The 22,655-nt window shown below is 67.5% G+C and carries 29 protein-coding genes; 15 read left to right on the top strand and 14 right to left on the bottom strand.

The window, feature by feature from the left end; all coding sequences use genetic code 11:
* Window positions 1–41 precede the first annotated feature (41 nt).
* Window positions 42–467, top strand: coding sequence for an Lsr2 family protein (locus DMH01_RS22970; RefSeq protein WP_125679305.1), 426 nt, complete (start codon window positions 42–44; stop codon window positions 465–467).
* 193 nt (window positions 468–660) lie between these two features.
* Window positions 661–1,089 (top strand): hypothetical protein, encoded by a 429-nt coding sequence (locus DMH01_RS22975; protein ID WP_125679306.1) that lies wholly within the window; start codon window positions 661–663, stop codon window positions 1,087–1,089.
* A gap of 107 nt (window positions 1,090–1,196) precedes the next feature.
* On the opposite strand, the gene DMH01_RS22980 is transcribed toward DMH01_RS22975, so the two are convergent.
* The gene (locus DMH01_RS22980) at window positions 1,197–1,460 is read right to left on the bottom strand and encodes a hypothetical protein (RefSeq protein ID WP_125679307.1); all 264 of its coding nucleotides are present in this window, start codon (window positions 1,458–1,460) and stop codon (window positions 1,197–1,199) included.
* Window positions 1,461–2,403: 943 nt separating this feature from the next.
* On the opposite strand from DMH01_RS22980, the gene DMH01_RS22985 reads away from it, so the two are divergent.
* From DMH01_RS22985 to DMH01_RS22995, 3 genes are read left to right on the top strand one after another with little or no spacing between them, the layout of a single operon-like run.
* Window positions 2,404–3,114: a helix-turn-helix domain-containing protein gene (locus tag DMH01_RS22985; protein ID WP_125679308.1), complete on the top strand. Its 711-nt coding sequence runs from the start codon at window positions 2,404–2,406 to the stop codon at window positions 3,112–3,114.
* 60 nt (window positions 3,115–3,174) lie between these two features.
* Complete coding sequence (locus DMH01_RS22990) at window positions 3,175–3,963, top strand: DddA-like double-stranded DNA deaminase toxin (RefSeq protein WP_125679309.1); 789 nt, start codon at window positions 3,175–3,177, stop codon at window positions 3,961–3,963.
* Window positions 3,960–4,373 (top strand): Imm1 family immunity protein, encoded by a 414-nt coding sequence (locus DMH01_RS22995; protein ID WP_125679310.1) that lies wholly within the window; start codon window positions 3,960–3,962, stop codon window positions 4,371–4,373. Before DMH01_RS22990 ends, DMH01_RS22995 begins: the two co-directional genes overlap by 4 nt.
* Before the next feature lie 567 nt (window positions 4,374–4,940).
* Here DMH01_RS22995 and DMH01_RS23005 read toward each other — a convergent pair.
* Both DMH01_RS23005 and DMH01_RS23010 read right to left on the bottom strand, forming a co-directional pair.
* Window positions 4,941–5,597, bottom strand: coding sequence for a response regulator transcription factor (locus tag DMH01_RS23005; protein WP_125679312.1), 657 nt, complete (start codon window positions 5,595–5,597; stop codon window positions 4,941–4,943).
* Complete coding sequence (locus DMH01_RS23010; RefSeq protein ID WP_125679313.1) at window positions 5,537–7,312, bottom strand: sensor histidine kinase; 1,776 nt, start codon at window positions 7,310–7,312, stop codon at window positions 5,537–5,539. Before DMH01_RS23010 ends, DMH01_RS23005 begins: the two co-directional genes overlap by 61 nt.
* A 133-nt stretch (window positions 7,313–7,445) precedes the next feature.
* On the opposite strand from DMH01_RS23010, the gene DMH01_RS23015 reads away from it, so the two are divergent.
* From DMH01_RS23015 to DMH01_RS23025, 3 genes are all read left to right on the top strand, one after another.
* On the top strand, window positions 7,446–8,156 hold the full coding sequence (locus DMH01_RS23015) for an ABC transporter ATP-binding protein (protein WP_125679314.1): 711 nt from the start codon (window positions 7,446–7,448) through the stop codon (window positions 8,154–8,156).
* A 14-nt stretch (window positions 8,157–8,170) separates the two neighbouring features.
* Window positions 8,171–8,905 (top strand): ABC transporter permease, encoded by a 735-nt coding sequence (locus DMH01_RS23020; RefSeq protein ID WP_125679315.1) that lies wholly within the window; start codon window positions 8,171–8,173, stop codon window positions 8,903–8,905.
* A 110-nt stretch (window positions 8,906–9,015) separates the two neighbouring features.
* Complete coding sequence (locus DMH01_RS23025; RefSeq protein WP_005161845.1) at window positions 9,016–9,408, top strand: SCO5389 family protein; 393 nt, start codon at window positions 9,016–9,018, stop codon at window positions 9,406–9,408.
* On the opposite strand, the gene DMH01_RS23030 is transcribed toward DMH01_RS23025, so the two are convergent.
* From DMH01_RS23030 to DMH01_RS23040, 3 genes are all read right to left on the bottom strand, one after another.
* A complete protein-coding gene (locus DMH01_RS23030) occupies window positions 9,405–10,370 on the bottom strand; it encodes an LLM class flavin-dependent oxidoreductase (protein WP_233621642.1) in 966 nt (321 codons plus the stop codon). The genes DMH01_RS23025 and DMH01_RS23030 overlap by 4 nt on opposite strands.
* A 189-nt stretch (window positions 10,371–10,559) precedes the next feature.
* A complete protein-coding gene (locus DMH01_RS23035) occupies window positions 10,560–10,718 on the bottom strand; it encodes a hypothetical protein (RefSeq protein ID WP_125679317.1) in 159 nt (52 codons plus the stop codon).
* Complete coding sequence (locus tag DMH01_RS23040) at window positions 10,718–11,614, bottom strand: class E sortase (RefSeq protein WP_199745599.1); 897 nt, start codon at window positions 11,612–11,614, stop codon at window positions 10,718–10,720. The genes DMH01_RS23035 and DMH01_RS23040 overlap by 1 nt, the downstream gene beginning before the upstream one ends.
* A 437-nt stretch (window positions 11,615–12,051) precedes the next feature.
* Between DMH01_RS23040 and crgA the strand changes: the two genes are divergently transcribed.
* A complete protein-coding gene (gene crgA, locus DMH01_RS23045; protein ID WP_034322048.1) occupies window positions 12,052–12,318 on the top strand; it encodes a cell division protein CrgA in 267 nt (88 codons plus the stop codon).
* 118 nt (window positions 12,319–12,436) lie between these two features.
* On the top strand, window positions 12,437–12,814 hold the full coding sequence (locus tag DMH01_RS23050; protein ID WP_125679318.1) for a PH domain-containing protein: 378 nt from the start codon (window positions 12,437–12,439) through the stop codon (window positions 12,812–12,814).
* Here the strand turns inward: DMH01_RS23050 and DMH01_RS23055 are convergent.
* The 3 genes from DMH01_RS23055 to DMH01_RS23065 form a co-directional block, all read right to left on the bottom strand.
* A complete protein-coding gene (locus tag DMH01_RS23055; protein ID WP_125679319.1) occupies window positions 12,799–13,287 on the bottom strand; it encodes a hypothetical protein in 489 nt (162 codons plus the stop codon). The genes DMH01_RS23050 and DMH01_RS23055 overlap by 16 nt on opposite strands.
* Window positions 13,288–13,387: 100 nt before the next feature.
* Window positions 13,388–14,350 (bottom strand): rhomboid family intramembrane serine protease, encoded by a 963-nt coding sequence (locus DMH01_RS23060; RefSeq protein WP_125679320.1) that lies wholly within the window; start codon window positions 14,348–14,350, stop codon window positions 13,388–13,390.
* A 43-nt stretch (window positions 14,351–14,393) separates the two neighbouring features.
* Complete coding sequence (locus DMH01_RS23065; RefSeq protein WP_199745600.1) at window positions 14,394–14,954, bottom strand: peptidylprolyl isomerase; 561 nt, start codon at window positions 14,952–14,954, stop codon at window positions 14,394–14,396.
* Window positions 14,955–15,043: 89 nt separating this feature from the next.
* On the opposite strand from DMH01_RS23065, the gene DMH01_RS23070 reads away from it, so the two are divergent.
* Window positions 15,044–15,763 carry a hypothetical protein gene (locus DMH01_RS23070; protein WP_125679321.1) on the top strand — a complete coding sequence of 240 codons (720 nt, stop codon included), beginning with the start codon at window positions 15,044–15,046 and terminating at the stop codon, window positions 15,761–15,763.
* A 67-nt stretch (window positions 15,764–15,830) separates the two neighbouring features.
* Here DMH01_RS23070 and DMH01_RS23075 read toward each other — a convergent pair whose 3' ends face one another.
* The 4 genes from DMH01_RS23075 to DMH01_RS23090 all read right to left on the bottom strand — a co-directional run bounded on the left by DMH01_RS23075 (window position 15,831) and on the right by DMH01_RS23090 (window position 17,739).
* Window positions 15,831–16,043: a heavy-metal-associated domain-containing protein gene (locus tag DMH01_RS23075; protein WP_125679322.1), complete on the bottom strand. Its 213-nt coding sequence runs from the start codon at window positions 16,041–16,043 to the stop codon at window positions 15,831–15,833.
* On the bottom strand, window positions 16,040–16,426 hold the full coding sequence (locus tag DMH01_RS23080; RefSeq protein WP_125679323.1) for a nuclear transport factor 2 family protein: 387 nt from the start codon (window positions 16,424–16,426) through the stop codon (window positions 16,040–16,042). The genes DMH01_RS23075 and DMH01_RS23080 overlap by 4 nt, the downstream gene beginning before the upstream one ends.
* Window positions 16,427–16,593: 167 nt before the next feature.
* Window positions 16,594–17,046, bottom strand: a complete 453-nt coding sequence (locus tag DMH01_RS23085; RefSeq protein WP_125679324.1) for a hypothetical protein — start codon at window positions 17,044–17,046, stop codon at window positions 16,594–16,596.
* A gap of 168 nt (window positions 17,047–17,214) precedes the next feature.
* Window positions 17,215–17,739, bottom strand: a complete 525-nt coding sequence (locus tag DMH01_RS23090; protein ID WP_125679325.1) for a DUF2020 domain-containing protein — start codon at window positions 17,737–17,739, stop codon at window positions 17,215–17,217.
* 73 nt (window positions 17,740–17,812) lie between these two features.
* On the opposite strand from DMH01_RS23090, the gene DMH01_RS23095 reads away from it, so the two are divergent.
* From DMH01_RS23095 to DMH01_RS23105, 3 genes are all read left to right on the top strand, one after another.
* Window positions 17,813–18,532, top strand: coding sequence for a hypothetical protein (locus DMH01_RS23095; RefSeq protein WP_016330478.1), 720 nt, complete (start codon window positions 17,813–17,815; stop codon window positions 18,530–18,532).
* Complete coding sequence (locus DMH01_RS23100; protein ID WP_125679326.1) at window positions 18,532–19,173, top strand: pyridoxal 5'-phosphate synthase; 642 nt, start codon at window positions 18,532–18,534, stop codon at window positions 19,171–19,173. Before DMH01_RS23095 ends, DMH01_RS23100 begins: the two co-directional genes overlap by 1 nt.
* Window positions 19,174–19,268: 95 nt before the next feature.
* On the top strand, window positions 19,269–20,546 hold the full coding sequence (locus DMH01_RS23105; protein WP_125679327.1) for a M14 family metallopeptidase: 1,278 nt from the start codon (window positions 19,269–19,271) through the stop codon (window positions 20,544–20,546).
* Here DMH01_RS23105 and DMH01_RS23110 read toward each other — a convergent pair.
* Complete coding sequence (locus DMH01_RS23110; RefSeq protein ID WP_125679328.1) at window positions 20,527–21,720, bottom strand: DNA glycosylase AlkZ-like family protein; 1,194 nt, start codon at window positions 21,718–21,720, stop codon at window positions 20,527–20,529. The two genes, DMH01_RS23105 and DMH01_RS23110, sit on opposite strands and share 20 nt — an antisense overlap.
* A 44-nt stretch (window positions 21,721–21,764) precedes the next feature.
* Between DMH01_RS23110 and DMH01_RS23115 the strand changes: the two genes are divergently transcribed.
* Window positions 21,765–22,616: an ADP-ribosylglycohydrolase family protein gene (locus DMH01_RS23115; protein ID WP_125679329.1), complete on the top strand. Its 852-nt coding sequence runs from the start codon at window positions 21,765–21,767 to the stop codon at window positions 22,614–22,616.
* Window positions 22,617–22,655 lie beyond the last annotated feature (39 nt).

A 22,655-nucleotide genomic window follows, 5' to 3' on the forward strand; every position in this document is an offset into this window, starting at 1 on the left:
GATGAGCGCGTTAGATGGGGAGCTGAAAGTAAGGAACAACCATGGCTGAGAAGATCACTGCAACATTGGTGTGCGACATCGACGGCACGCCGGATGCTGAACAAGTCCCGTTCGCACTTGACGGAGTCGATTACGAAATCGACCTTTCAAACGAACGCGCGTCCGACCTGCGGGGGTACCTGAGCACCTACGTCGCGAAGGCCCGGCGTGTCGGGGGGCGCAAGATCCGCAAGGACGCACGTCCCGCCCTGAGCGCCACGCAGCCGGACCGCCCCGCCTACGTGCGGAAGCCCTCCAACCCGGAGAACCCGAAGATCCGGGCGTGGGCCGCAGAGAACGGCTACAACCTGGGCACACGGGGAGCGATCCCGACGACTGTGCAATTCGAGTACGAGCAGGCCAAGCAGAAGGCCGCCGAGAAGACGCCTGCGCGGAAGACGGCCCGCAAGAAGGCTGCCGCAAAGTAGGGCCGAAGGTTGGTCCTGCGCCCTGGTGCGTGCTGGTACTCTGAGCGCGTCTCGGGCCGGGACGGACTTATACGCCGGTTCTAACCCGAACAGTTAGGCCCCTCACCTTCGGGTGGGGGGTCTTTCTTTTTGCCTATTCTTGTGGTGCACACTACAAAGTAACTATCGGCGCACGGAAAGCGATAGAGAGCGTGTGAACAACACCTTTACGACGAAGTCCGTCCGCCGTTTCGCCGCGTCCGTAGCGGTCTTCGCCGGGCTCTGCCTGACGGCCGCCTGCGGCGCCGAGACCACTACGGCCCCCGTGCCCTCCGCCCCTCCGGTGTCGTCCGCTCCGGCCGCCGACACACCCGCAGCTCTCCGCGACGCCTTCACCGCTGCGGCCAAGTCTGCCCCGTGGGCCGACAAGGTCTCTCAGATCACGGTGGACGGCCGCGCGGTCATCGTCGCGACCTCGCTCACCAAAACCGACAAGGCTGCGTCCACGGCCGTCTGTGAGGCTGCGCTCAAGGCCGCCAAGGACACGAAGACCGACTTCCAGAGCGTGGCCGTCCGCAGTGCCGACGACCGCACCCTTGCCCACCAGAACGAGACGGCCGGGCCGAAGCAATGTGAGAACTAGCGACACAAGCACGAGAGGCCCCCTCCCCGCGCCGGGAGGGGGCCTCTCTCATTCACAGTGCTTCTTGAATGGCCTTTATGGCCTTACGGATTCCACTGTGCCGCTCCCTAAAGCTTGTTGTGCATGGTCATCATTGCGGCGCTCATGAAAGACCGTTTCATTTGAATGTCAAGCAGCCATACGGGCACTTCAATGAAGCCCGCCACCACCAAGTCAGCGTCTAGAAGATGTAGATACCCGTCAGTGGCCCGATTGAACAGATCCGTTGCCTGATCCCATTTGGTTTCAATGTGTCGGAAAGCGGCCTCGCTATCCTCCATAAGCGCCTGTCGCGACTGCTCAATCCCGCGCTTAAGCTCGTAGACACTCAATTCTTACCCTGATCTGGTTGGAACACGGCGGGTGCATCCGCGTCGAGCGCTCAAGGCGCTTAGCAGATGCACCCGCCGCGAGCTGTGGAAAGTCGGGCTCACTACTGCCCCGGGCGACGCGTGCCAGCCGCTATAAGTCGCTTCGGCCCCGACATCCAAGTCAGAGGAACTCGGGAAGAGCCAAGGAATCGATACCCATACATGGGCGCCTCCGGATCTCCCGGTGGTGGTAACGCCAGAAGGCGCCCCACTGCGTCGCCGGTTCTTCCGCCGAAGTGCCAATCCACGACCTCAGGTGAGAATGGGTGCACTTTGTCACTGACTCGCGCACGGTAAGTGTCTGCGGACTCTTCGCTTCGAATCAGAACGACGTCCGCACAGTCATCCCACCAGAATATGTACACAAGGCCGACCGCGTCACCCATGGATCCAAAAGCCCATTTCTCCCATTCTGGCTTTGAAAGTTCCTTAAAAGCTTCCTCAATATCCATTTCACACCTTCAAGCGGCCGATGACGGGAAGGGGCTGCGTTACTTCCACTCTCGACTGCTTCGGAATGATGACGGTGTCATCCTCCCGTGCCCGCCCGGCGGAGCTTCTCAAATGATCCGTAACGTATTGGGGCACCCTGGGTGCAGGAGCCCAAGCGACTGGTACGCCCTCGCGCTGACGCCGCAGCGCCGCAGCGGTGGCGGTCTCGGCGTCCCGCTCCCTCTTGATGCGAGCTTCCAGCACAGTCCACGGAACGCGCTTGGAGTCACGCGCGAGCCGCTCGTGTCGCTGACGCAAGAAGGTCAGCACTCCGAGTACCCCGGCTAGGACGAAGAGTGCACCAGCAACCCACACCGCAGCGTTGTCCATGTCCTCGCCCCCTCGCCTGTATTCCCTTGTCAAGTAGCATCGTTGCTACTGGGCGTGAGGTGAACAGGCGAGGTGTCTACTGGTGTCTACTCCCACCGAGATCAGCGAGACGACGACGGGCGCGCAGCTTCGAGGCGCCCGCCTCTACATGAAGCTGTCGTTAGCCGAGATGGCCAAGGCTACGAGGTACGCGAAGAGCTACCTCGGGCTCGTGGAGACGGGGAAAAAGCCCGTTACCCTGGAGTTGCTGACCGCGTACGAGCGAGTGCTAGGAGACGGCATGAAGAGGCCCGACCTTGTCCACCCTCGCCTGATCAAGATCGACACTCCACAGGAGCGTGAACGCGTCTTGGCGGCCGTCGAGGCTGGGGAGCCTGACGTGTTCGCCCAAGGGCCGACGTCCAGCTCTATCGATGCAGCGATCTGCCCGAACTTGTCCGAGAACGCCATCGGCCACTTCCGGACTTGGGCGATCGAGGGCAAGACATCGACCCTGCGGGCTAACGCGATTTCCGTATTGGGTTTCCTGCCGGGCAGAGAGAACGCCGAAGTGGTAGCGCAGGCGCTCAACACGGACCCGAAGGTTCGGAGGCTCTGCGTAGCGTCCGAGGTTTCCCGGCTGATGCAGTGGGATTGGCCGACGTCGCTACAGGTCGCAGACGACCCGACGACAGCGCCTGACGCGAAGAAACTTGGGGCGAAGCTGGCGAAAGAGGCAGTCGACCCGAAGGACAGCGAATCTCGCTGGGTTGCCGGGTGGCTGCTACAGCGGCTAGCCCCGGTTCTCGGCTGATCCGCCCCTTGTCGTACCCCCGTGTCATGATCCGCGACACGGGGAGACAAGGGGGGCGACTTGAGCGAGATCGAAGCAGTCGCCGCAGCGCTGCGGGTCGCCCTCACGTCCCTTGAGAAGGCAGATAAGGCAACGCAGCAGGCCGCCGGGGACTTCGGAGAATCCGCCGCACATCTGGGTGAGGCCGTCTACGGGACCGCTGACCCTGAGATGAGGGCCTTGCCTGCGCTGTACGACGAGCTACGCCAGTCCGCAGAGCAGGCGGTCAGCCACTACGGGACCGTGAAAGCGAACATCTCGGCATATCTGGGCGAGCTTGGCGTGTTGGAGGCTCCCGAAATCCCGCAGGTCAGCGCGCCAAAGGCCGAGGATGGAGCCCGCGGCCGGCCTGGTGTGCACACCACAACCGGGCCGCAGAAACCCGACCCTGTCCCGCAAGACCGCGTGGAAGAGCTGAAACAGGACCTTCCGCCGCGCGTCCAGCCCGGTGAAGGGCAGAAGACACACGGACAGTGGGTCACCAACTCAGGCGACGAGGAAGCCGGGCACATCGTGAGCGGCCGTGACGACTTGGAAGCCGAAGCCGTCCAGTTCTTCAAGGACCAGGGTGCCCGGCGGATGCCTTCCACGACTGCCGACGTCGAGGTCAAGCTAGCCGTTCACATGCAGAACAAGGGCATCACCAGCGCCACAGTCGCCGTCAACAACGAAGTGTGCAAAGGCCCGTTCGGCTGTGAAACCTTGGTCCCTAAGATCCTTCCCCAAGGAAGCGCGCTCACCGTGTACGGGACCACGCCGGACGGAACCCCGATCGGGACGACCTACCTCGGACAGAGAAAGAAGCCATGATCGAAGCTTGGTACGACGGCAACGCGTCCGGAGCGACCACGGTCACCACTGCGGCCGATCTCGACCGTGTTCTAGACGTTGTGGCGGCCATGGACGGGCCGACGCTCGCCGAGCTGTACACGGACGGCGACCCGGAAAAATCATGGCTTGAGATCGGGTTGCACGGCGAACGGGCAAGCCTGCGGTACGTCGGTGACGACGCACCGAACGGGGCGCACTCGAAGGGTGGAACCTTCCCACTGCCGGAACACGGCGAGGTTCTCTACTACTTCATGAACAACCCTCGGGAGTATCCGCACGACGCCGAGATCCCCGCAGACCTTGCCCGGCAGGCCGCACACGACTTCCTGACCTCCGGCGGGCAACGGCCGTCCGGCGTGAACTGGACAGAGCAAGACGGCCCGCTCTAGAGCTGCCCCGTCGCGCGAGACGAACAAGTGTTCGAGCCGGGTGCATAATCGGCACATGCTCGATACCGGAGACACCACGTCACCGGGACCGAAGTGGTTGCACATGGTCCGGCCCACTCAACCTGTCTGGGTGGATCTCAGCGCCATCTACGCGGTCCCCAAGAGCGTCGCCACCGTGCCGGACGGGCTCGACCTCGCGGCTACCGTCCCTGGTCGGTTGAGCATGTGGCAGGCGACCACGACGGGCCATTGGGTCGGGTGGGTGACCTTCGAATTAGAGGGCGACTCACAGAGTCAATGGGTCATCTCGGATGCCCTGAGCCCTCGCGAGCCCGACGCGACGTGACCCGTACAGCAGAAGGCCCCCACCTGGGCAAAGGTGGGGGCCAACGGCTCGTGTACCGGTACACGCTGGGTACACCGGAGTACCGATAAGGGCCGGTAGCGACCGGTACTAACCGGATCGCTTTTCGCTGGTCACCGGCCCATCCGGCGCGTTTGCGCAGGTCAGAAAGTGGCCATTACAGAAGGCCCCCTTCCCTCGGCTGAGTCGAGGGAAGGGGGCCTTCACGCGGAGCCGAGGTAAGCGAGGACCGCGAGAACCCGCCGGTTCGTGTCGTCCGAAGCGACGATGCCGAGCTTCGCGAAGATGTTCGCGGTGTGCTTCCCCACCGCGCCCTCGCTGAAGTGCAACCGTCCGGCGATGGCGGCGTTGGAACAGCCCTCCGCCATCAGTCCGAGTACCTCGCGTTCGCGTGGGGTCAACGCGGCAAGGGGGTCGGATGCGTTGCCCGCCACCAGTTTCGCGATCACTTCGGGATCCATCGCGGTTCCGCCGCCCGCCACCCGCCGCACCGCGTCGATGAACTGGTCGGCGTTGAAGACGCGGTCCTTCAACAGATAGCCGATCGCGCCCGCGCCGTCGGCGAGCAGCTCCCGCGCGTAGAGCTGCTCGACGTGTTGTGACAGAACGAGAATCGGCAAGCCGGGGATGTCACGCCGCACCGCCAGCGAGACCTGAAGCCCTTCGTCGGTGAGCGTCGGCGGCATCCGGACGTCGACGACCGAAACGTCGGGCCGGTGCGTGCGCAGCGCCCGGTCCAGTTCCGGCCCGGTGCCCACCGCCTCGACGACGTCGAAACCGTGCGCGGTCAGCAAATGCGTCAAGCCGTCTCGGAGGAGGTACTGGTCCTCGGCGACGACGCATCGGGGTCGAGCTGGCACGGGATCTCCATGATCGCCTTCGTCGGCCCGCCGAGCGGGCTGGTCAGGGCAAAAGTACCGTCGAACGCGCCCAGCCTGCGTTCGATCCCGCGAATCCCGCTCCCCCGGGCCGCGTTCGCGCCGCCCTTCCCGTCGTCGGTCACCTCGATCCGCAACAGACCGTCGTCGTAGCCCAGGTCGATCGACACTCGCCGCGCCTGGCCGTGCTTCGCCGCGTTGCCCAGCAACTCGCTGACCGCGAAGTACGCGCACGCCTCGGCGGGCTGCTCCAGCCGAGGCAGGACGCCGTTCACCGAAGCCCGCAGCGGACTGTCGAGCGCCATCGCCCGCACCGCGTCGCCGAGCCCGCGCTCGGACAACACCGGCGGGTGAATCCCGCGCACCAGCAGCCGCAGCTCGGTCAGCGTCTCGGACGACGTCTGCCGGAGCTCGGCGGCCAGCCGTTTCGCCGCGGCCGGATCGCTGTCGATCAGCGCTTCGACCGCGCCCAGCTTCATGCCCATCGCGACCAGCCGCGACTGGACACCGTCGTGCAGGTCCCGCTCGATGCGGCGCAGTTCGGCGGCCTGCGCGACCGACGCGTCCGTCCGCGTCTGCTTCAGCCGTTCGACGCGCTGCGCCAGCCGCGAAGCCTCTGTCGGCCCCAGTAGCAGCTTCGCGAAGCGCGCTCCTTGGCGGGCGAGCCACGGCGCCGCGGCCAGTCCGGCGACGAACGCCGCCACCGCGACCGGAGTGAGCGCGAGCGCTTGCCCGAACGGCCGCGAGAACCAGAGCGCGACCACGCCCCAGAGGCCGAAGCCCACCAGCGCCGCGGTCGGCACCACCATCAGCAGCAGCACCACGGAGTTGACCACCGCGGCCGCCACGTCGCGCCAGGTCGCGCGGTCGAACATCGCCCAGCGGAAACGCGCGAGCCGCGCCGGCCACCACGGCGTGTCGTACAGCTGCCGTCCATGCTGGTACATCCCGTCCGCCCGGGGGACGGGGAACGGCGGCTCCGGCAGATAAGGGCGGTCGATCCGCACGCCGGTCCAGTTCTTGGCCTCGCGGCGCAGGGTGTCGGTCACCGAGCGGCCGGCGACGACCATCGTCGGGAACAGCGGCGACGGCCAGATCAGGGAGAGCAGCGTCGGGATCATCATCCCCAGCTGTGCGGCCGAAAGTGCGAACAGCCCCAGCTGGAATCCCAGCGCCTTCAACCCCTTCTTGATCCAACCGTCCCGGTCGCGGGCCGGGCGGGGTCCGAGCCACCAGCGCGTCCACTTCCCGTACAGCCGGAGCGCGCGCGGCCCGGTGAGCAGGACCGCGGGTACCAGCAGGAGGCCCGCGAGCGGATTCCACAGCTGCCAGCCGAGGTCGCGGCCGGTCGCCGGATCGTCGGAGATCCACTCGAACCGTTTGGTCCACCGGATGAACCACGACCGCTTGAACAGGCTGTTCCCGTCGCGGTACCAGCCGTCGCGCTCGCGTTCCGGCTCCGGCGGCGCCGGCCGGTAAGGCGGTTCGACGTCGACACCGCACCAACGTCCGGCCAGCCGCCGGGTGAGCGCGGCACGCGGACGCGTCCCTTCGAGCGCCAGCGTGTAGGCGAAGACCAGGCCGACACAGAGCAGGCAGAAACCAACCAGTTCGAGCAGCAGGTCCAGCCAGCTCACCAACGCCAAGCCCGCGAGCGCGAAGCCCCGGCGCACTGAGGTGAGGTAGGTGCGGATCATGCGGCGAAGTCTTCCCCACCGCCCCGGCCCGGCACAGTGACCGCAGGCCCCCGGTCGGGGTGGGTCCAGCCCCACCCCAGGTGTGGGTTCAGCGCCATTCTGGCCAAGTCCCTTGCGCCATAACGTTTTTCGCATGCCACTCATCGAAGTCAGCAACCTCCGCAAGACGTACGGGGAGCACGTCGCGGTCGACGACGTTTCGTTCCACGTGGAACAGGGCGAGATCTTCGGGATCCTCGGGACCAACGGCGCGGGCAAGACCACCACCGTCGAATGCCTCCAGGGCCTGCGGACGCCGGACTCCGGCACCATGTCGGTCCTCGGCCTCGACCCCGGCAAGGACCACACCGCGCTGCGGCAGCGCCTCGGCTCGCAGCTCCAGGAGAGCCGCCTGCCGGACAAGATCAAGGTCCACGAGGCGCTCGACCTCTACGCGTCCTTCTACGCGAACCCCGCCGACACCGGCGACCTGCTCGCGAAACTGGGTCTCACCGAACAGCGGGACAAGTACTTCGGCAAGCTCTCCGGCGGCCAGAAACAGCGCGTCTCGATCGCGCTCGCGCTGGTCGGGCGCCCCGAGGTCGCCGTCCTCGACGAGCTGACCACCGGACTCGACCCGCACGCCCGCCGCGACACCTGGAAGCTCGTCGAGACCGTGCGCGACACCGGCGTCACCGTCCTCCTCGTCACGCATTTCATGGACGAGGCCGAACGCCTCTGCGACCGCCTGGCGATCTTCGACGCCGGCCGCGTGGTCGCCACCGGCACCCCCGGCGAACTTCGCGACCGCGCCGGTAAATCCACTTTGGACGAAGCCTTCGTGTCCCTGACCGGCCGCGACTGAGCGCAGGAGACGAAATGAACACGCTCGCCAAGATCACCTTCACCGAAACGAAAATCGCCCTCCGCTCGCCGGGCTTCGTCATCGGCGGACTTCTCCTGCCGACGGCCATCACGGCCGTGCTCGGGGTGATCCCCGGTATTCGCGCGGAGAGCGGGACGACGACGGGCATGCGTTTCCTCGACGCCTGGGTGCCGTCGATGATCGTGCTCACCATGGCCATGATGGGTCTGCAGGCGATCCCCGGGATCATCGCGTCCTACCGCGAACAGGGCATCCTCCGCCGCTTCGCCACCACTCCGGTGCACCCGGCACAGCTGCTGGTGGCGCAGCTGATCATCAACGTCACCGTGACGATCGGCGGGGTCGGCATCCTCCTCGTGACGGCGGGCGTCGTCTTCGACGTCCCCAGCCCGCGTCACCCGCTCGGCTTCCTGCTGACGTTCGTCCTCGGCACGACCGCGATCTTCGGCCTCGGCCTGATCGCCGCGGCGGTCGCCAAGACCAGCCGCGCCGCGGGCGGGATCGCGATGATCGCCTACATCCCGGTCATGTTCCTCGGCGGCGTCTGGCTGCCGCGTCCGCTGCTTCCGGAGGCCATACGCGACATCGGCGCGTACATCCCGCCGGGCGTCAAAGCCCTTGAAGACGCCTGGACCGGCACCGGCGCCCAGCCGCTGCAACTCGCCGTTCTGGCGGCTTTCGCGGTGGGCAGTTGTGTCGTGGCGGCGAAGCTCTTTCGCTGGGAGTGACGACGGCTTCCGCCAAAGTGGTGATGATGATCGTTTTCTCTTGTGGCTCGCGCCGAGGGTGAGTAGTCAGGTAGATGGCCCACGTTCACCGTGTCTCTCTCGGAGGTTCGATGTCTCTGGATGTATCGCCCGCGCTGCTGGAGAAGGCCGAGCGCGGGGAGGTCTCCGACGCCGAGTTCGTCGCCTGTGTCCGGGAATCCCTGCCCTACGCCTGGACCGTGATCACCGGTGTCATCGCGGAGGCCGAGGGCGCGGCCGACGGGTTCGCCGACAACGAGACGCCGCCGCCGAGCGAGGCCGAACGCGGCCAGCTGCTGCGGGCGCTGGCCTCGGACGCCATCCGCGGCGGGCTGGAACGACACTTCGGCGTGAAGCTGGCGTTCCAGAACTGCCACCGCGTCGCCGTGTTCAAGAAGTCCCAAGTGGACAGTGACCGCTACCGCGCGTTCGTCTCCGTCCGCGGCCAGCTGCTGAACCAGAGCCCGGAACTCCGCGACTGCTAACCCCGTCGCAGCGCGGGGAGGACCTCTTCCCCGATCCGCGCGATGTTCTCGAGCGTTCCCTCCGGCGTACCGGACGCTTCCACCATCATGATCACGTGGGAGACCCCGGTACGCCGGATGCTCGTTCCCAGCCGGTCGACGCAGTACTCCACGCCGCCGATCGGGTGCATCTCGCACAGCCGGTCGGTGTAGGAGACCGGATCCTTGTCCAGCCCCCGCTTGCCGTCGAGGTACACGTGCCCGGCGAAGCCCTCCTTGAGGGAGCCCGGCAACGCGGACCGCACGACGTCCAGCGCGTCGTCCCCGACCTGGCACATCACCGTCGAGACATGCCCGGCGGCGGAATCCCCGTACGCGGCAAGCGTTTCGATCTTGCCGTCGTCGTCGGTGTGCAGCCCGAGCAGCATCGGCAGCCCGCGATCGGCGGCGAGCCGGACCGCGCGAGAGCGTGCGTCCCCGCAGGCGACGACCATGCGCGGAGCCCGCTCCGGACGCGGCACCATCGGCACCTCGCGGAAGGCGAAGTGTTCCCCGTCAGCGGAGACGGTCTTCGACGTCATCGCGGCCAGTAGCAGGTCGAGGCTCTCCTCGAACCCGGTCTCGTAGCGGGACGCGCCGGTGCCGAAGACCTCCAGGTCCTGCCACGGCCCGCCCCGGCCGACGCCGATCCGCAGCCGTCCGCCGGAAACCGCGTCGAGCAGCGACCACTGTTCGGCGAGTGCCACCGGATGCGCGACCGACAGCACGCTCACCGCGGTGCCGACGGCGATCCGCTCGGTGCGGCCCAGCACGTGCGCGGCGAGGGTGATCGCGGACGGGCAGACGCCGTACGGCATGAAGTGGTGCTCGGCGAACCACACGTCGTCGAACCCGGCCCGCTCCGCGGCGATGGCGGCGTCGACCGACCGGCGCAGGACATCGGCGTCCTCCTGTCCGGGAAACCGCCCGGAGACGAGAAACACTCCAAACCGCGTGTCTGCTGGACGCGGAACGAACTCAGCCACAAGGTCTCCCAAAGGGCGCTCGGCGCCCGACGGAGACTTCACCGTCGAGCGCCCTCTTTCGGGCCGAAGGCCCACGGAAATCTTTTGCAGGGCGCCTTCACGCCTCCGTGAGCCACCGACAGTCCAGCGCCCTGCGAAATATTTCCGTCAGCGCTCGACAGATATCTCGTTGAACCACAGGCGTGGTTCCAGCCAAGGGAAGACGACGAACATCAGCAGCGCCACGATCCCGAGCGCCAGCACGACCGCCGTCGCCAGCTTCACCGCGAAGGGGCCCGGCAGTTTGCGCCAGATCCAGCCGTACATCAGCGCGCCTCCGAGATCTTGGGCAGGAGTTCGGCGTAGGAGCCGACCTGGTTCTTCGGCACCTGCTGAGCCAGCACCGCGTGGATGATGAGCCGTTCCTTCGCCGAGAACTTCGGGTGACACGTCGTCAGCGTGAGCAGCGAGACCTGGTCGGCCTTCGGCAGGATCGCCGGGTCCTTGTACGGCACCGGGTTCACCGTGTCGCCCTTGGTCGGGAACACGATGCGGCGGCCGTTGGTCTCGCCGTAGGCGCCGCCGTCGACGGCGTTCGGGTCACGCAGGGTCCCGACGTTCTTGCACTTCGGCTGTGCGCCCTTGCCCGCGGCCCAGCCTTCGACCTCGTCCTTGTACGGCAGCACCTTGTAGATGTAGAAGTCGGTCTGTGTCTCGATGATGATCTGGTCGCACGAGCTGAGGTTGTCCAGGTCGTTGAACGGCGCGCCCTTGCCGACCCGGTGGCCGGCGATGGCGAAGTTGCCCGGCTCGCCCGGCAGCGCGGTGCCCTTGTAGTGGCCGGGGCCGACTTCGAGCGCCGCCTCGGTGGTGCCTTCCTGGATGGTGAAGTTGAAGTCGGCGCCGAACACCGGGATGTGGATCCTGGCGAACGCCTTCCCGTCGACCAGGTCGGGGTGCAGCTGCCGGTCCTTGCCCCACTCGCCGTCCAGTTCCGAACTCGCCTCCGACTGCTTGCCCGCGGAGAAGAGGTCGGTCACGTAGACCTCGTAGACCATGAACAGCAGCACCACGAGGCCCGCGGTGATGAGGAGCTCGCCGACGGTCCGGATGGCGGCGCCGCCCTTGCCCAGTTCGCGCGGCGGCGGACGTTCTTCGGTCGCGGTGCCGCCGCCGACCGGTTCGAAGATGACGGTCTCCTCGGTCGATCCCGGCGGCGGCACGGGACGACGTCGAGGCGGCGGCGAATCCGCCCGGCGGCGCGGCGGAGGTCCGTCGTACGCCCTGCCGTCCGGCGGCCTCCGCCGAGGCGTCGGTGCCTCTCCCGGGGCCCGGCGCGGCGGAATTGCGTCTTCCGGCCTACGCCGGGGGGCCGGACGGCCCTCACCGGGTGGTCGTTCGGAGTACCGCCGCCGGTCTCCGCCCGGCTCTTCCCGATCAGCCACCACGCAAAGCTCCTAATCTCGAACCAAGCCGCAGTATCGAACCGGCACAGTGTGTCGAACCGTGTGTGACACCATTGTCACAGTGCGGGAAATCGACCGGTCCCGGACGGTGCCCAGCGGCGCTCGTTTACGTTAACGTGTGCACGTGGCGCTGGTTGCGCACCCGAAAGCGGGTCATCGCCACCAGGGAAGCCGAACAGTACGCGAGGAACACGATGCCGAAGTCCAAGGTCCGTAAGAAGACGGCGTACACCCCGCCGACCGACCGCCGCACGCCGGTGAAGGTCAAGGCCGCGGGCCCGTCGAACCTGTTCTACAAGATCGTGATGTTCGGCCTCATGCTGATCGGCTTGATGTGGCTGGTCGTCAACTACATCGCGGGCGACAAGATCCCCTTCATGGCGGATCTGGGCAACACGAACTTCGCCATCGGTTTCGTGCTGATGATCGCCGGGTTGCTCATGACGATGCGGTGGCGGTGAGCATTACCCCGGATGGCGGCTTGACGCCTAATTACACCGGTGTGACTCATCCCCAGTGTGGATAACCCCTGTGGATAACTACCCCACCTCCTGGGCGCCACAGCAGAACGTTGTGGTAGTGGCCTGGGCGATCACCCTGTTGTTGCTGGCAGGAGTGCTGTGGCTGACCTTCGGCGGCGACGTCGGCGGCACGATCCTGACCGGGCTCGCGATGCTCTCCGTGGGCGCGCTCGCGCTGCACGGCACCCTGCTCCGTCCCCGGCTGGCCGCCGGACCCGACGGAATCCTGGCCAGGACCGTCGGCGGGGCGCGCCGCTACTCCTGGTCCGAAGCCCGGCTGCGGGTGCGCACGACGCGACGGCTCGGCCGGGACAGCCTGACCCTCGAGGTCGAATCCGGCGACCACCTGCTGGTGTTCGGCCGGATCGACCTCGGCGAGGACCCCAGGGACGTCCTGGACGTCCTCACCGCCCTCAAGGGTCAGGCGTTGTCGTAGTAGTGGACGTCGCCGTTCGGGCCGTGTGACCAGCCCGGAACGGCCGGTCCCACCGCGGGCGGCGCGTATTCCCCGAAGATCTCGTACGGCGAGGCCGGCGAGCAGATCGGGTTGATCTTCACGACGCAGGTCCGCAGCGATCCGCTGAACTTCGCTTTGACATGCCGGGGCCGCTGGTCTTCCACCACGGCCGGGCCCGCGGTGATCTCCCAGCCGGTGGCCGCGCCCGGCCCGGTGGTGCCGACGGTCTGCGTCGCCACCGCCGACGTGACGCCGGGGTCGCCGAAGCAGATTTTCAACGCCGCATCGACGTAGGCGACACGCAGCGTGATCGCGCTGCCGGAGCCGAGGAAATAGCGTTTGGAGTAGGTCTGGCAGGTCTCGGCGGCTTGCCCGGCCTGCGCGACCGACGGTGCCAGGGCCGACGCCATCAGGGCGACGGCGGTGAGCGCTGCTGCTTTCCGGATCTTCATCTCAACCCCCAAGTTGATGATGTCAATGATCAACTCGAAGGTACCCGGCCTTGTTGCTTCTCCACCGGGTATTCGGATGACCCACTCGGGGGAACCGGGGCTACTCCGGGTAGCAGACGTACGTGGGCGCACCCCGGCTGGTGGTGAGCTCGCAGGACGCGGAAATCGTCTGCGAGTCCTTCCAGGCGATGAGCCCGATCATCGCCACCACGACGATCGCGATCCCGCCGAGCTGCCACTTCAGCCGGTTCTTTTTCGGGGCGTACAGCAGCGCGAAGGTGGCCACCAGACCGGCGACGAAACCACCGGCGTGGCCGAGAATCGAGATGCTGGGCACCTGGAAGGTGATGAAGACGTTCAGGCCGAGGATGACCAGCAACCAGGTCGGATTGAGCCTCAGCTTGATGACGATGACCGTGTACGCGCCGATGAGCCCGAAGATGGCACCGGACGCGCCGACCACCGGACCGGCGTCGAGACCGTTGAACACCAGGTTCGCGGCCGAGCCACCGAGCATCGAAACGAAGTAGAGCACCGTGAACGGGACGCGGCCGAGCGCGGTCTCCAGCGGGCGGCCGACGAACCACAGCGAGAACGCGTTGCTCGCGATGTGCAGCAGGCCGTACTGGAGGAAGCCCGAGGTGACGATCCGCCACCATTCGTCGCCCGCCAGCGTCGCCGGATTCCACAACTGGCCGAACTGGAAGAGCTCGGAGAAGTTGTTGTTCACGATGCTGCCGGACTGGGCGACCGTGATGAAGAAGATGATGACGTTGAGCGCCAGGAGGACAGGCGTCACGACAGCCGTTTGAGCGGGCTGTGCGCCCGCTAGGGTGCGCGCGCCGTAGCCCGCGTCGCGGTACTGCTTCTGCTGGACGCGGTCCTGCTGCCGTCCTGCCTGGATGCAGTCGGTGCAGTGGAAGCCGACGGCGGCTTCGCGCAGGCAATCCGGGCAGGCCGGACGCTCGCAGCGTGAACAGCTCAGCCCGGTCGGCCGGTTCGGGTGCCACCAGCAGCCGGGCATGGCGGCCTGCTGGTACTGGGGATTCGGTGGTTGGCTCACGATGCCACCAACCTACCGAAATCCCCCGTAACCGGCTCTACGATCAGCCCTCGCGGCTGATGCTGACCTTCTCGATGACGACGTCCTGCAGCGGACGGTCCGCCGGACCGGTCGCCGTGCGGCCGATCGCGTCGACGACGTCGCGGGAAGCCTGGTCCGCGACCTCACCGAAGATGGTGTGCTTGAAGTTCAGGTGCGTCGTCGGCGCGACGGTGATGAAGAACTGCGAGCCGTTGGTGCCGGGTCCGGCGTTGGCCATGGCCAGCAGGTACGGCTTGGAGAACTGGAGCTCCGGGTGGAACTCGTCGCCGAACTTGTAGCCGGGGCCGCCGCGGCCGGTGCCGGTCGGGTCGCCGCCCTGCAGCATGAAACCGTCGATGACGCGGTGGAAGATCGACCCGTCGTAGAACGGGCCCGAGTTCGTGCCCTGCGCGTTGGGCTGGGTGTACTCCTTGCTGCCCTCGGCGAGCCCGACGAAGTTCGCGACCGTCTTCGGCGCGTGGTCGGGGAACAGGTTCAGGTTGATGTCACCCTGGTTGGTGTGCAGAGTGGCCTTCAGCGCGCCACCAATGAGGGATCCCTTGCTTTCAGTCACGAGCTTCATCGTGCCATCTGCGGCAAGATCTGGGGAAAAGGGGCACGATAGGTTACAAGCAACGAAGCAGAATCAAAACGATTGATGAGGTGAAGGCCATGACCCGGGCCGCAGATTCGGTGAGCGAGTCGGCGAAGGCCGGCGCGCTCGGCCTGCGCAAACGTGCCGTCGAGGCGGGTAAGGAAGCCACCGCCCACGCCGTAGAGGTAGCCGAGCAGAAGCTCTCCGAGAGCGCCGGTGAGATCGCTAAGACCAGCCGTCGCGCGCGCAAGAAGCTCGCGAAGAAGACGGAACTGACCCGCAAGGAGCTCAAGCGCAGCTCCAAGGCGGCTCGCAAGGAGGCACTGGCCAGGATTTCCGAGATGCGGAAGCCGGGCCGCAAGGCCCGCAAGGCCGCCATCCAGGCCGCGAAGTCCGCCGGTGAGTCCAAGCGCCGGGGCAAGAAGGACTTCAAGGCGGCGAAGAAGGACTTCAAGGCCGCGCTCGTCGAGGCGAAGTCGGCGGCCAAGGGGACGCGCAAGCGTCGTCGCTGGCCGTGGGTGATCGGTATCGCGGTCGTCGGCGCCGGTGCCGCGTACGCGCTGCGTTCCAAGCAGGAGCCGCCGGTCGCGCCCGCGCCGCCGAAGGCTCCGCCCGCTCCTCCGGCGAAGCCCGCTGCTCCGGCCGCGGTTGCTCCGAAACCCGCTCCGGCGAAGCCGGCCACCCCCGCGAAGCCCGCTGCTTCCGGTCCGGCCGGGGGTCCGGGGGCCGCCAAGCCCGCGGCTCCGAAGAACGGGCACCAGGCTTCGAACGCCGGTTCCGCCGACAAGAAGAACTGACGCCTCACGCTTTTCTGCTTGTCGCGAAGGGTCGCCCAGGACCACTCACCGGTCCTGGGCGGCCCTTTCACGTTCCGGGGACGAGTTCGTAGCCCGCTTCTTCGACGGCGGCGCGGACGACCGCGATGTCGAGAACCTCGTCGCTGGTGACGGTCACCGTCCCGGCCTCAACGTCCACGGCCACGCCGGTGACCCCGGCGATGGTCTCGATCTCCTCGGTGACGAAGCCCGCGCAGTGGCCGCAGGCCATTCCGCTCACGGTGTAGGTGCTCGTGCTCATGCCGGCACGGCCCGGGTGAGCGTGTGTCCGCAGCGCATCCGGCCGTCGGGAGTGAACTCCCCGAAGAAGTACACCTCCAGCTTGAGGTCCCTCTTGCGGTTCGTCACGTGAAGAGTGCTTCGCGCGGCGATCCGGTTCCCGTCCGCCACCGCGTCGTGCACCTCCATCCGCGCGGTGGGCCGGTTCTTGCGGACCGGGCGGGTGTGCGCGATGAGCTTGTCCCGGTCCATCCGGTGCCCGTCGGCGATCTGCACGATGTCCGGCGTGTGATAGCGGTCGACGATCACGCCCGCGTCTTCGTCGCTGTTCACCAGTTCGTCGTGGAAGGACTCGTGGAACTCCGCGATGAACTTCTTCGGATCGGTGCCGTGAAAGGGCGTCATCGTGCTCCCCAAGCCGCCTGAGCTAACTCTTACACGGTGTAAGATATCTGTGGAGTACGAGCTTTGACAAGGTGTCAGAATTACGAAGGGGCGCCGTCACCCCCGACGTGATGTCGGGAGCGGACGGCGCCCCTTCGGGTGTTCGGCTCAGCGCGTGGCTGAACGGGTCACGCGTTCGCGGCGTGCTTGTCGATCAGCTGGCCGAGGCGGGGAAGGGCCTCCTCGACGTTCTTCTTGCCGTTCGGGCGCAGCTTCGAGTAGACCTTCTTGATGCTGTCGCGGCTGCTCTTCTCGGCGCGCGAGTCGGTGACCGACAGCAGCGCGTCCGAGGCCTCGTCGCTACGGCCGACCAGGTAGGCGCCGAAGTCGTTGCCGCCCTTGGCCTTGTAGTCGCCGTAGAACGGCTCGAGGGCACCGGTGAAGTCGTCGAGCAGGGTGTCGACGGCGGCGGGGATGATGCCCGGCTTGATCTTCTTGACGGCCGCGAAGCCGGTCTTCACGACGGCACCCGAAACGCCGCCCTTGTCCGAGACCTCGGCGTCGACGAGACCTTCGAAGTCGCTCACGACCGCCGGGCGACGGCTGGAGTCGAGCAAGATTTCCTTGAGGGTGTCAGCCACGAAACCTGTCCTTTTGTCTTATGGGGAGAAATGATCTTTTGTGCCGCCGAGCCACACCGCAAGGCGGCCTCCGCCGGATCTGGCGCCCGCGCTGGTCCCGCGAAACCTCGCGCGTGCGGCACAGGGTAGTACAAGATCAACTTCACTCTGACGTGTGGATACCACTACCTAGAGCTTCAGCTCACCGATAGCCTCCTTCGCCACCGTACGTGCTTTGATGCTCTGCTTCTGGTTGGTGGTCACGACAACCGCGTTCCCGCCCTTCGCGACCGCGTAAACGGCGCCTTCCCCGGAGGGCTGGTAACCGCCCTTCCAGCCCGCCGGTTCGTCCGCCGGGTTCGAGGTGTCGATGGGCGCGGCCTGGTCCACCAGCGCCTTGGCCACGGCGGGTTCCCCGACGTACACGCGCACGGTGAGCTGCAGTTTCCCGCTCAGCGCATAGAAGAAACACGTCGGATGCGGCTGATCGGCCGAGGTCTTGACCTTCGAGACCTTCTGCCCGTTGGCGTCCGAGACGAATTCGGTGCCGAGGTACGGGCACGGGCCTTTGCCGGTGGGTTCCGGGGCGGGCGGGATGCTGGGCGCCGCGGTCTTCGACGGCGCGGGCGAACTCGCCGCGGGCGGCGGCTGTTCCGTCGGCCCGCAGGCCGCCAGCAGCGGCACGACGAGCGGCAAGATCAGAAGACGTCGCATAGTGGCGTCCAGTGAAGCAGATCGCCGTTTTCGTGCGACGATGGCGCTGCGCGAGGAGTCTTCGGGAGGGTCAGTGCTCAGCAAGGAGCAGTACCTGGGTGCGGTGGCAGAACGTATCCAGCGCAGCGGGGGCAGGCTGAACACCGTCCAGATCGGGCCGAGCGCGGCCGTCGTGGGGCTGTTCACCGAGTCCGTGATGATGTCGACGATGAACTACTGCGTGGTCGCCGCGGCGATCCCGGAGGTGACCGCGCCCGCGTTGTACGACTTCACCGGGCTGGCGACGCAGCACGCGCGCGCGAACGTGATGGGCACGGTCGGCTGGACGGCCGCTTCGGTGGTCATCGCCGGGCTGATCGGCGACCGGGTGTACCCGGACGCCGCGCAGGCCGCGTCGGCGAAGTCCGGCAACCAGTTCGGCGGCGAGACCCGCATGGTGGCCGTCGACGTTTCGGCGGCGCAGATGTACGCCTTCGTCGGCGGGAAGCTGTGGGGCGCGGCGGTACAGGGTTCGGTCAACGCGAAGCTGACGTTCTGTTTCCCGCAGCCCGCCGAGGTCTATCAGCAGGTGCAGTGGGCGCAGTCGCAGGGCCAGCAGCCACCCATGCCGCCTGGGCCGCCTGGGCCGCCGCCCGGTCAGCAGCCACCTCCCGGCTGGCAGCCTCAGCAGCCACCGCCGCCGCAGTACCCGGTCGGGCCGCCGCCCGCGCAGGGTCCGCCGCCGGGGCAGCATCCGCCGCACTATCCGCCGCCCGCGCCCGGCTATCCGCCGCAGCGTCCGCCGGGGTACTGATGAACCGCACGTTGCGCGGCTGGCCGTCGTTCCCCGAAGAACTTCCGGAATTCGACACCGAGGCCGCACCGGCGACCCCGCGCGAGCTTTTCCTGGAGTGGCTCAGTGAAGCGGGTGAACACGTCCTGGCGCCGCATGCCGTCACTCTGTCCACAGTGGACGCCGACGGCGTGCCGGACGCGCGGGTCGTGATCCTCAAGGACGTCGACGGGGACACCTGGGCGGTCGCGACGAGTTCCGAAAGCCCGAAAGGTGTTCAGCTGGCGAAGAATCCGTTCGCCGCGCTGACCTTCTTCTGGCCGGGACGAGGCCGTCAGGTGCGCCTGCGCGGTCCGGTCTCGGCAGCCGATCCCGACGTGTCCGCCGCCGACTTCACCGCCAGGCCGCCGGCGTCCCGGGTGGAGGCGTTCATCGGCAGGCAGTCCCAGGTGCTGGAGGATCCGGCCGATCTCGACCGCGCGGCCGCGGAAGCGGAGCGGTGGGTCGAGGAGAATCCCGGCGTGGCACCGGAAACCTGGACCCGGTACCTGGTGACGCCGTCCGAAGTGGAGTTCTGGCAGGCGAGCCACGACCGGCGGCACAAGCGGCTCCGCTACCGGCACGAGAACGGAAGCTGGCGCAAAGAACGTCTCTGGCCGTAAACGGTAACTGGGAACGACGATCGTCGGGTTGTCGTGGATGATTCACTTCGGCGACGGTGAACGCCCACCTTGTCCCCAGATCGTTCGGAGGCGAAATGTCCACACGCCGTCGCATCGGGGGCGCCTTGGCCGCCACAGGGCTCGCCCTGCTGGCCGTCACGACGCCCGTCGCGAGCGCCCAGACCGGCGACCCGGCGAGAGGGCTGTACTCGGTGGAGGGCGCGTCCACGCCGGACAAACGCACCGAGGTCGCTCGTACCGGCGTCGACGTCGCGGGTTCGCGCGGCGGCGCGCTGACCGTCGTCGCCACGCCGGGGCAGGCCGCGGCCCTGCGCGCCAACGGCTTCGGCCTGAAGCCGCTCGGCGACTTCGACAGCATGCTCAAGCAGCGGAGCGGCCGCGCGGGCACGGCGGCGGTCGCCGGCGACTTCCCGCCGGGCGACGAGGCGTACCACACCTACGCCGAAACGACCGCTGAGCTGCAGAAGGCCGCGAAGGACCACGGCGACATCGCGACGCTGTCCAGCGTCGGCAAGTCCCACGAAGGCCGTGAGCTGAACCTGCTGAAGATCAGCGACAACGCGGGCACGGACGAGAACGAGCCCGAGGTCCTGTTCACCTGCAACCAGCACGCGCGCGAGCACCTCACCACCGAGATGTGCCTGCGGATCGTGCAGCGGTTCACCAGCGGCTACGCGACCGACCCGGCCATCAAGAAGATGGTCGACGAGCACGAGATCTACGTGATCCCGAACGTCAACCCGGACGGCTCCGAATACGACATCACCGGCGGCGAGTACCAGGGCTGGCGCAAGACGCGGAAGCCCGTGCCGGGCAGCAGCGCGATCGGCACCGACCCGAACCGCAACTGGGACTACAAGTGGAACTGCTGCGGCGGGTCGAGCAACAGCCCGTCCGCCGAGGACTACCACGGTCCGTCGGCCTTCTCCGAACCCGAGACCAAGGCGGTCGCGGACTTCGTCGACTCCCGCGTGGTCGGCGGCGCGCAGCAGATCAAGACGCACATCGACTTCCACACCTTCTCGGAACTGGTGCTCTGGCCGTACGGCTACACGAAGGCCGACACCGACACCGGCCTGAGTGAAGAGGAGGCGAAGCGCTTCGCCGACGTCGGCAAGCAGATGGCCGCCACCAACGGCTACACGCCGGAGCAGTCCAGCGATCTGTACGTCACCGACGGCGACGTCAACGACTGGGCGTGGGGCAAGCACAAGATCCTCAGCTACACCTTCGAGATGTACCCGAAGGACGGCGGGATCGACGGCTTCTACCCGCCCGCTTCGGTGATCCCGGAGCAGACCGCCCGCAACGACAAGGCGGTCGACATCCTGATCAACGAGGCGAAAGCCTGAGATCGGCCACTCGCGACGCCCGGCTCTTCGGCGAATCCAAGCTGAAGCTCCGGGCGTCGCCCAGTTGGTCACGGACGAATTCCTCGGTTCGCGCGATCGTGTCGCGCAGCGCGGCGTCCTCGTCGCCGAAGAACCTGTGGACGATCTTGCCCGTCTCCGTGTCGAACTCCCACAGGCCGGCGATGCGGCCTCGGTCGACGATGACGTGACTCGGCGGATCCGCCTGCCCGCCCAGCGTCTCCCCCGCCCGCCCTCCGGGCACCGGGCGTTCGACGTCGGCGTCGGCGAGCAGCCGCAGCATCTCGCGGTGCAGAAGGTGGATGCCGTCGATCCCGGCGAGCAGCGCGTACGACGGCTTCGACGGCACGGCGAACGCGGCGAACTCGTCGGCGATCTCCTTGGGCATCAAGAGATCGGTGCCGTCGAGCGGGACGAGTTCCAGCTGTTCCGCGATCTTCTTCGCACTGGCCGCGGTGAAACCGGAGAACCAGCGGAAATGCCTCAGCGACGCCGGGGCCGCCCACGAGAAGTACCGCCGGGCGAGCTCGGCCCGCGCGGTGTCCATATCGGACAGTCCGCCGCGCGGGGACGGCGTCCAGCGGACGTAGCCGTAGCGTTGCTGGTCCAGCCGTCCGTTAGCCGGGACCCGGCGGATGTCGCCGCGGGCCTGGAGCAGGCCGAGCGCGAGCGGCAACGTCGTGGTGGTGCCGCGTTTGCGCCCTGCTTCCCCGAGGTTGCGCACCGCCGATCCGGCGGCGTCCTTGATCGCGGCCGGGCTGAGCGGCTCGCCGGAGCCGTCGAGCAGATCGACGACGGTGACGCACAACTGCTCGATCTCGGCCTGCGTGACGCCGAGGTATTTCTCCGCGGCCGCGAGCTCGCCGGCGGGCGCCGCGGCGCCGACGGTCAGGCCGAGTTCGAAATCCGCCGACGGCAGGACGTAGGTGCAGCCCCGCGCCGAAGGCAGTTCGTGGATGGCGAGCCGCGCGACGTCCGCGTCGACCGTTTCGCGATCGAGGCGGGCTCTGGCGAACAGCCCGAGATAGGGCGCCGATCCGCCGACCGAGCGCATCCAGCCGGTCCGTTCCAGCACGGCGGCCGCCGTCGACCCGCGCAGCGTTCCGTCGAGCCCCTGCCGATGTGCCCACCACGCGCGCAGCTTGTCGGTCGCCATGACTCCACGGTAGGCGGCACCCCGCGGCCTGGCACGATGACGGGATGCTGGTCGAACTGGCCATCGGGGACGCGTACGGAGGCTCCTTCGAGCACGCGTACCCGCGCTTCGTCGCCGAACACAACACGCTGACCGGTTACGTGCCGCATCACGGGCAGCCCGGCGCCCCGGCCGGCCGCTACACCGACGACACGCAGATGACGATCGCGATCGCCGAGGCGCTCGTGTCGGGACGGCGGTGGACGCCGCTGCTGCTCGCCGAGCAGTTCGTGCGGGCGTATCACCGCGATCCGCACGACGGCTACGCGCCGCGTTTCCATCAGCTGCTCAGCGAGGTCCGGGACGGCGAAGAGCTGCTACGGCGGCTTCAGCCGCAAAGCGACAAGAGCGGCGCGGCCATGCGCGCCGGGCCGATCGGGCTCCTGCCGACCGTCGACGACGTCCTCTATCACGCGAAACTGCAGGCCAGGATCACCCATGACACCCCGGCCGGGATCGCCGCGGCGCAGGCCGCCGCGCTGGCCGTGCACTACTGCCACCATCGGGTGGGACCGCTTTCCGAGGTCGCGAGGTGGATCGACGGGATCCTTCCGGAAGACGTCGGGCACGGCGGGTGGGCGCTGCCGTGGTCCGGCAAGGTCGGGCCGCAGGGCTGGATGAGCGTGCGCGCCGCGCTGACCGTGTTGACCGGCGGCGGAGGACTCGCCCGGATGCTCCACGCCGCCGTCGCGCTCGCCGGCGACGTTGACACCGTCGCGACGATCGCGCTTGCCGCCGCGTCACGCTCGCCCGAGGTGGCACAAGATCTGCCGCCGGCGCTGTGGCGCGACCTGGAGAACGGCGAGTTCGGCCGCGACTATCTGGCGGCGCTCGACGAGCGGCTGCTCCACATCTGACGTAGGCGGGCTCCACGGAACACGGACGCGCACGCCGGC

The sequence above is a fragment of the Amycolatopsis sp. WAC 04182 genome (assembly GCF_003947465.1).
In the GTDB taxonomy this organism is placed as follows: domain Bacteria; phylum Actinomycetota; class Actinomycetes; order Mycobacteriales; family Pseudonocardiaceae; genus Amycolatopsis.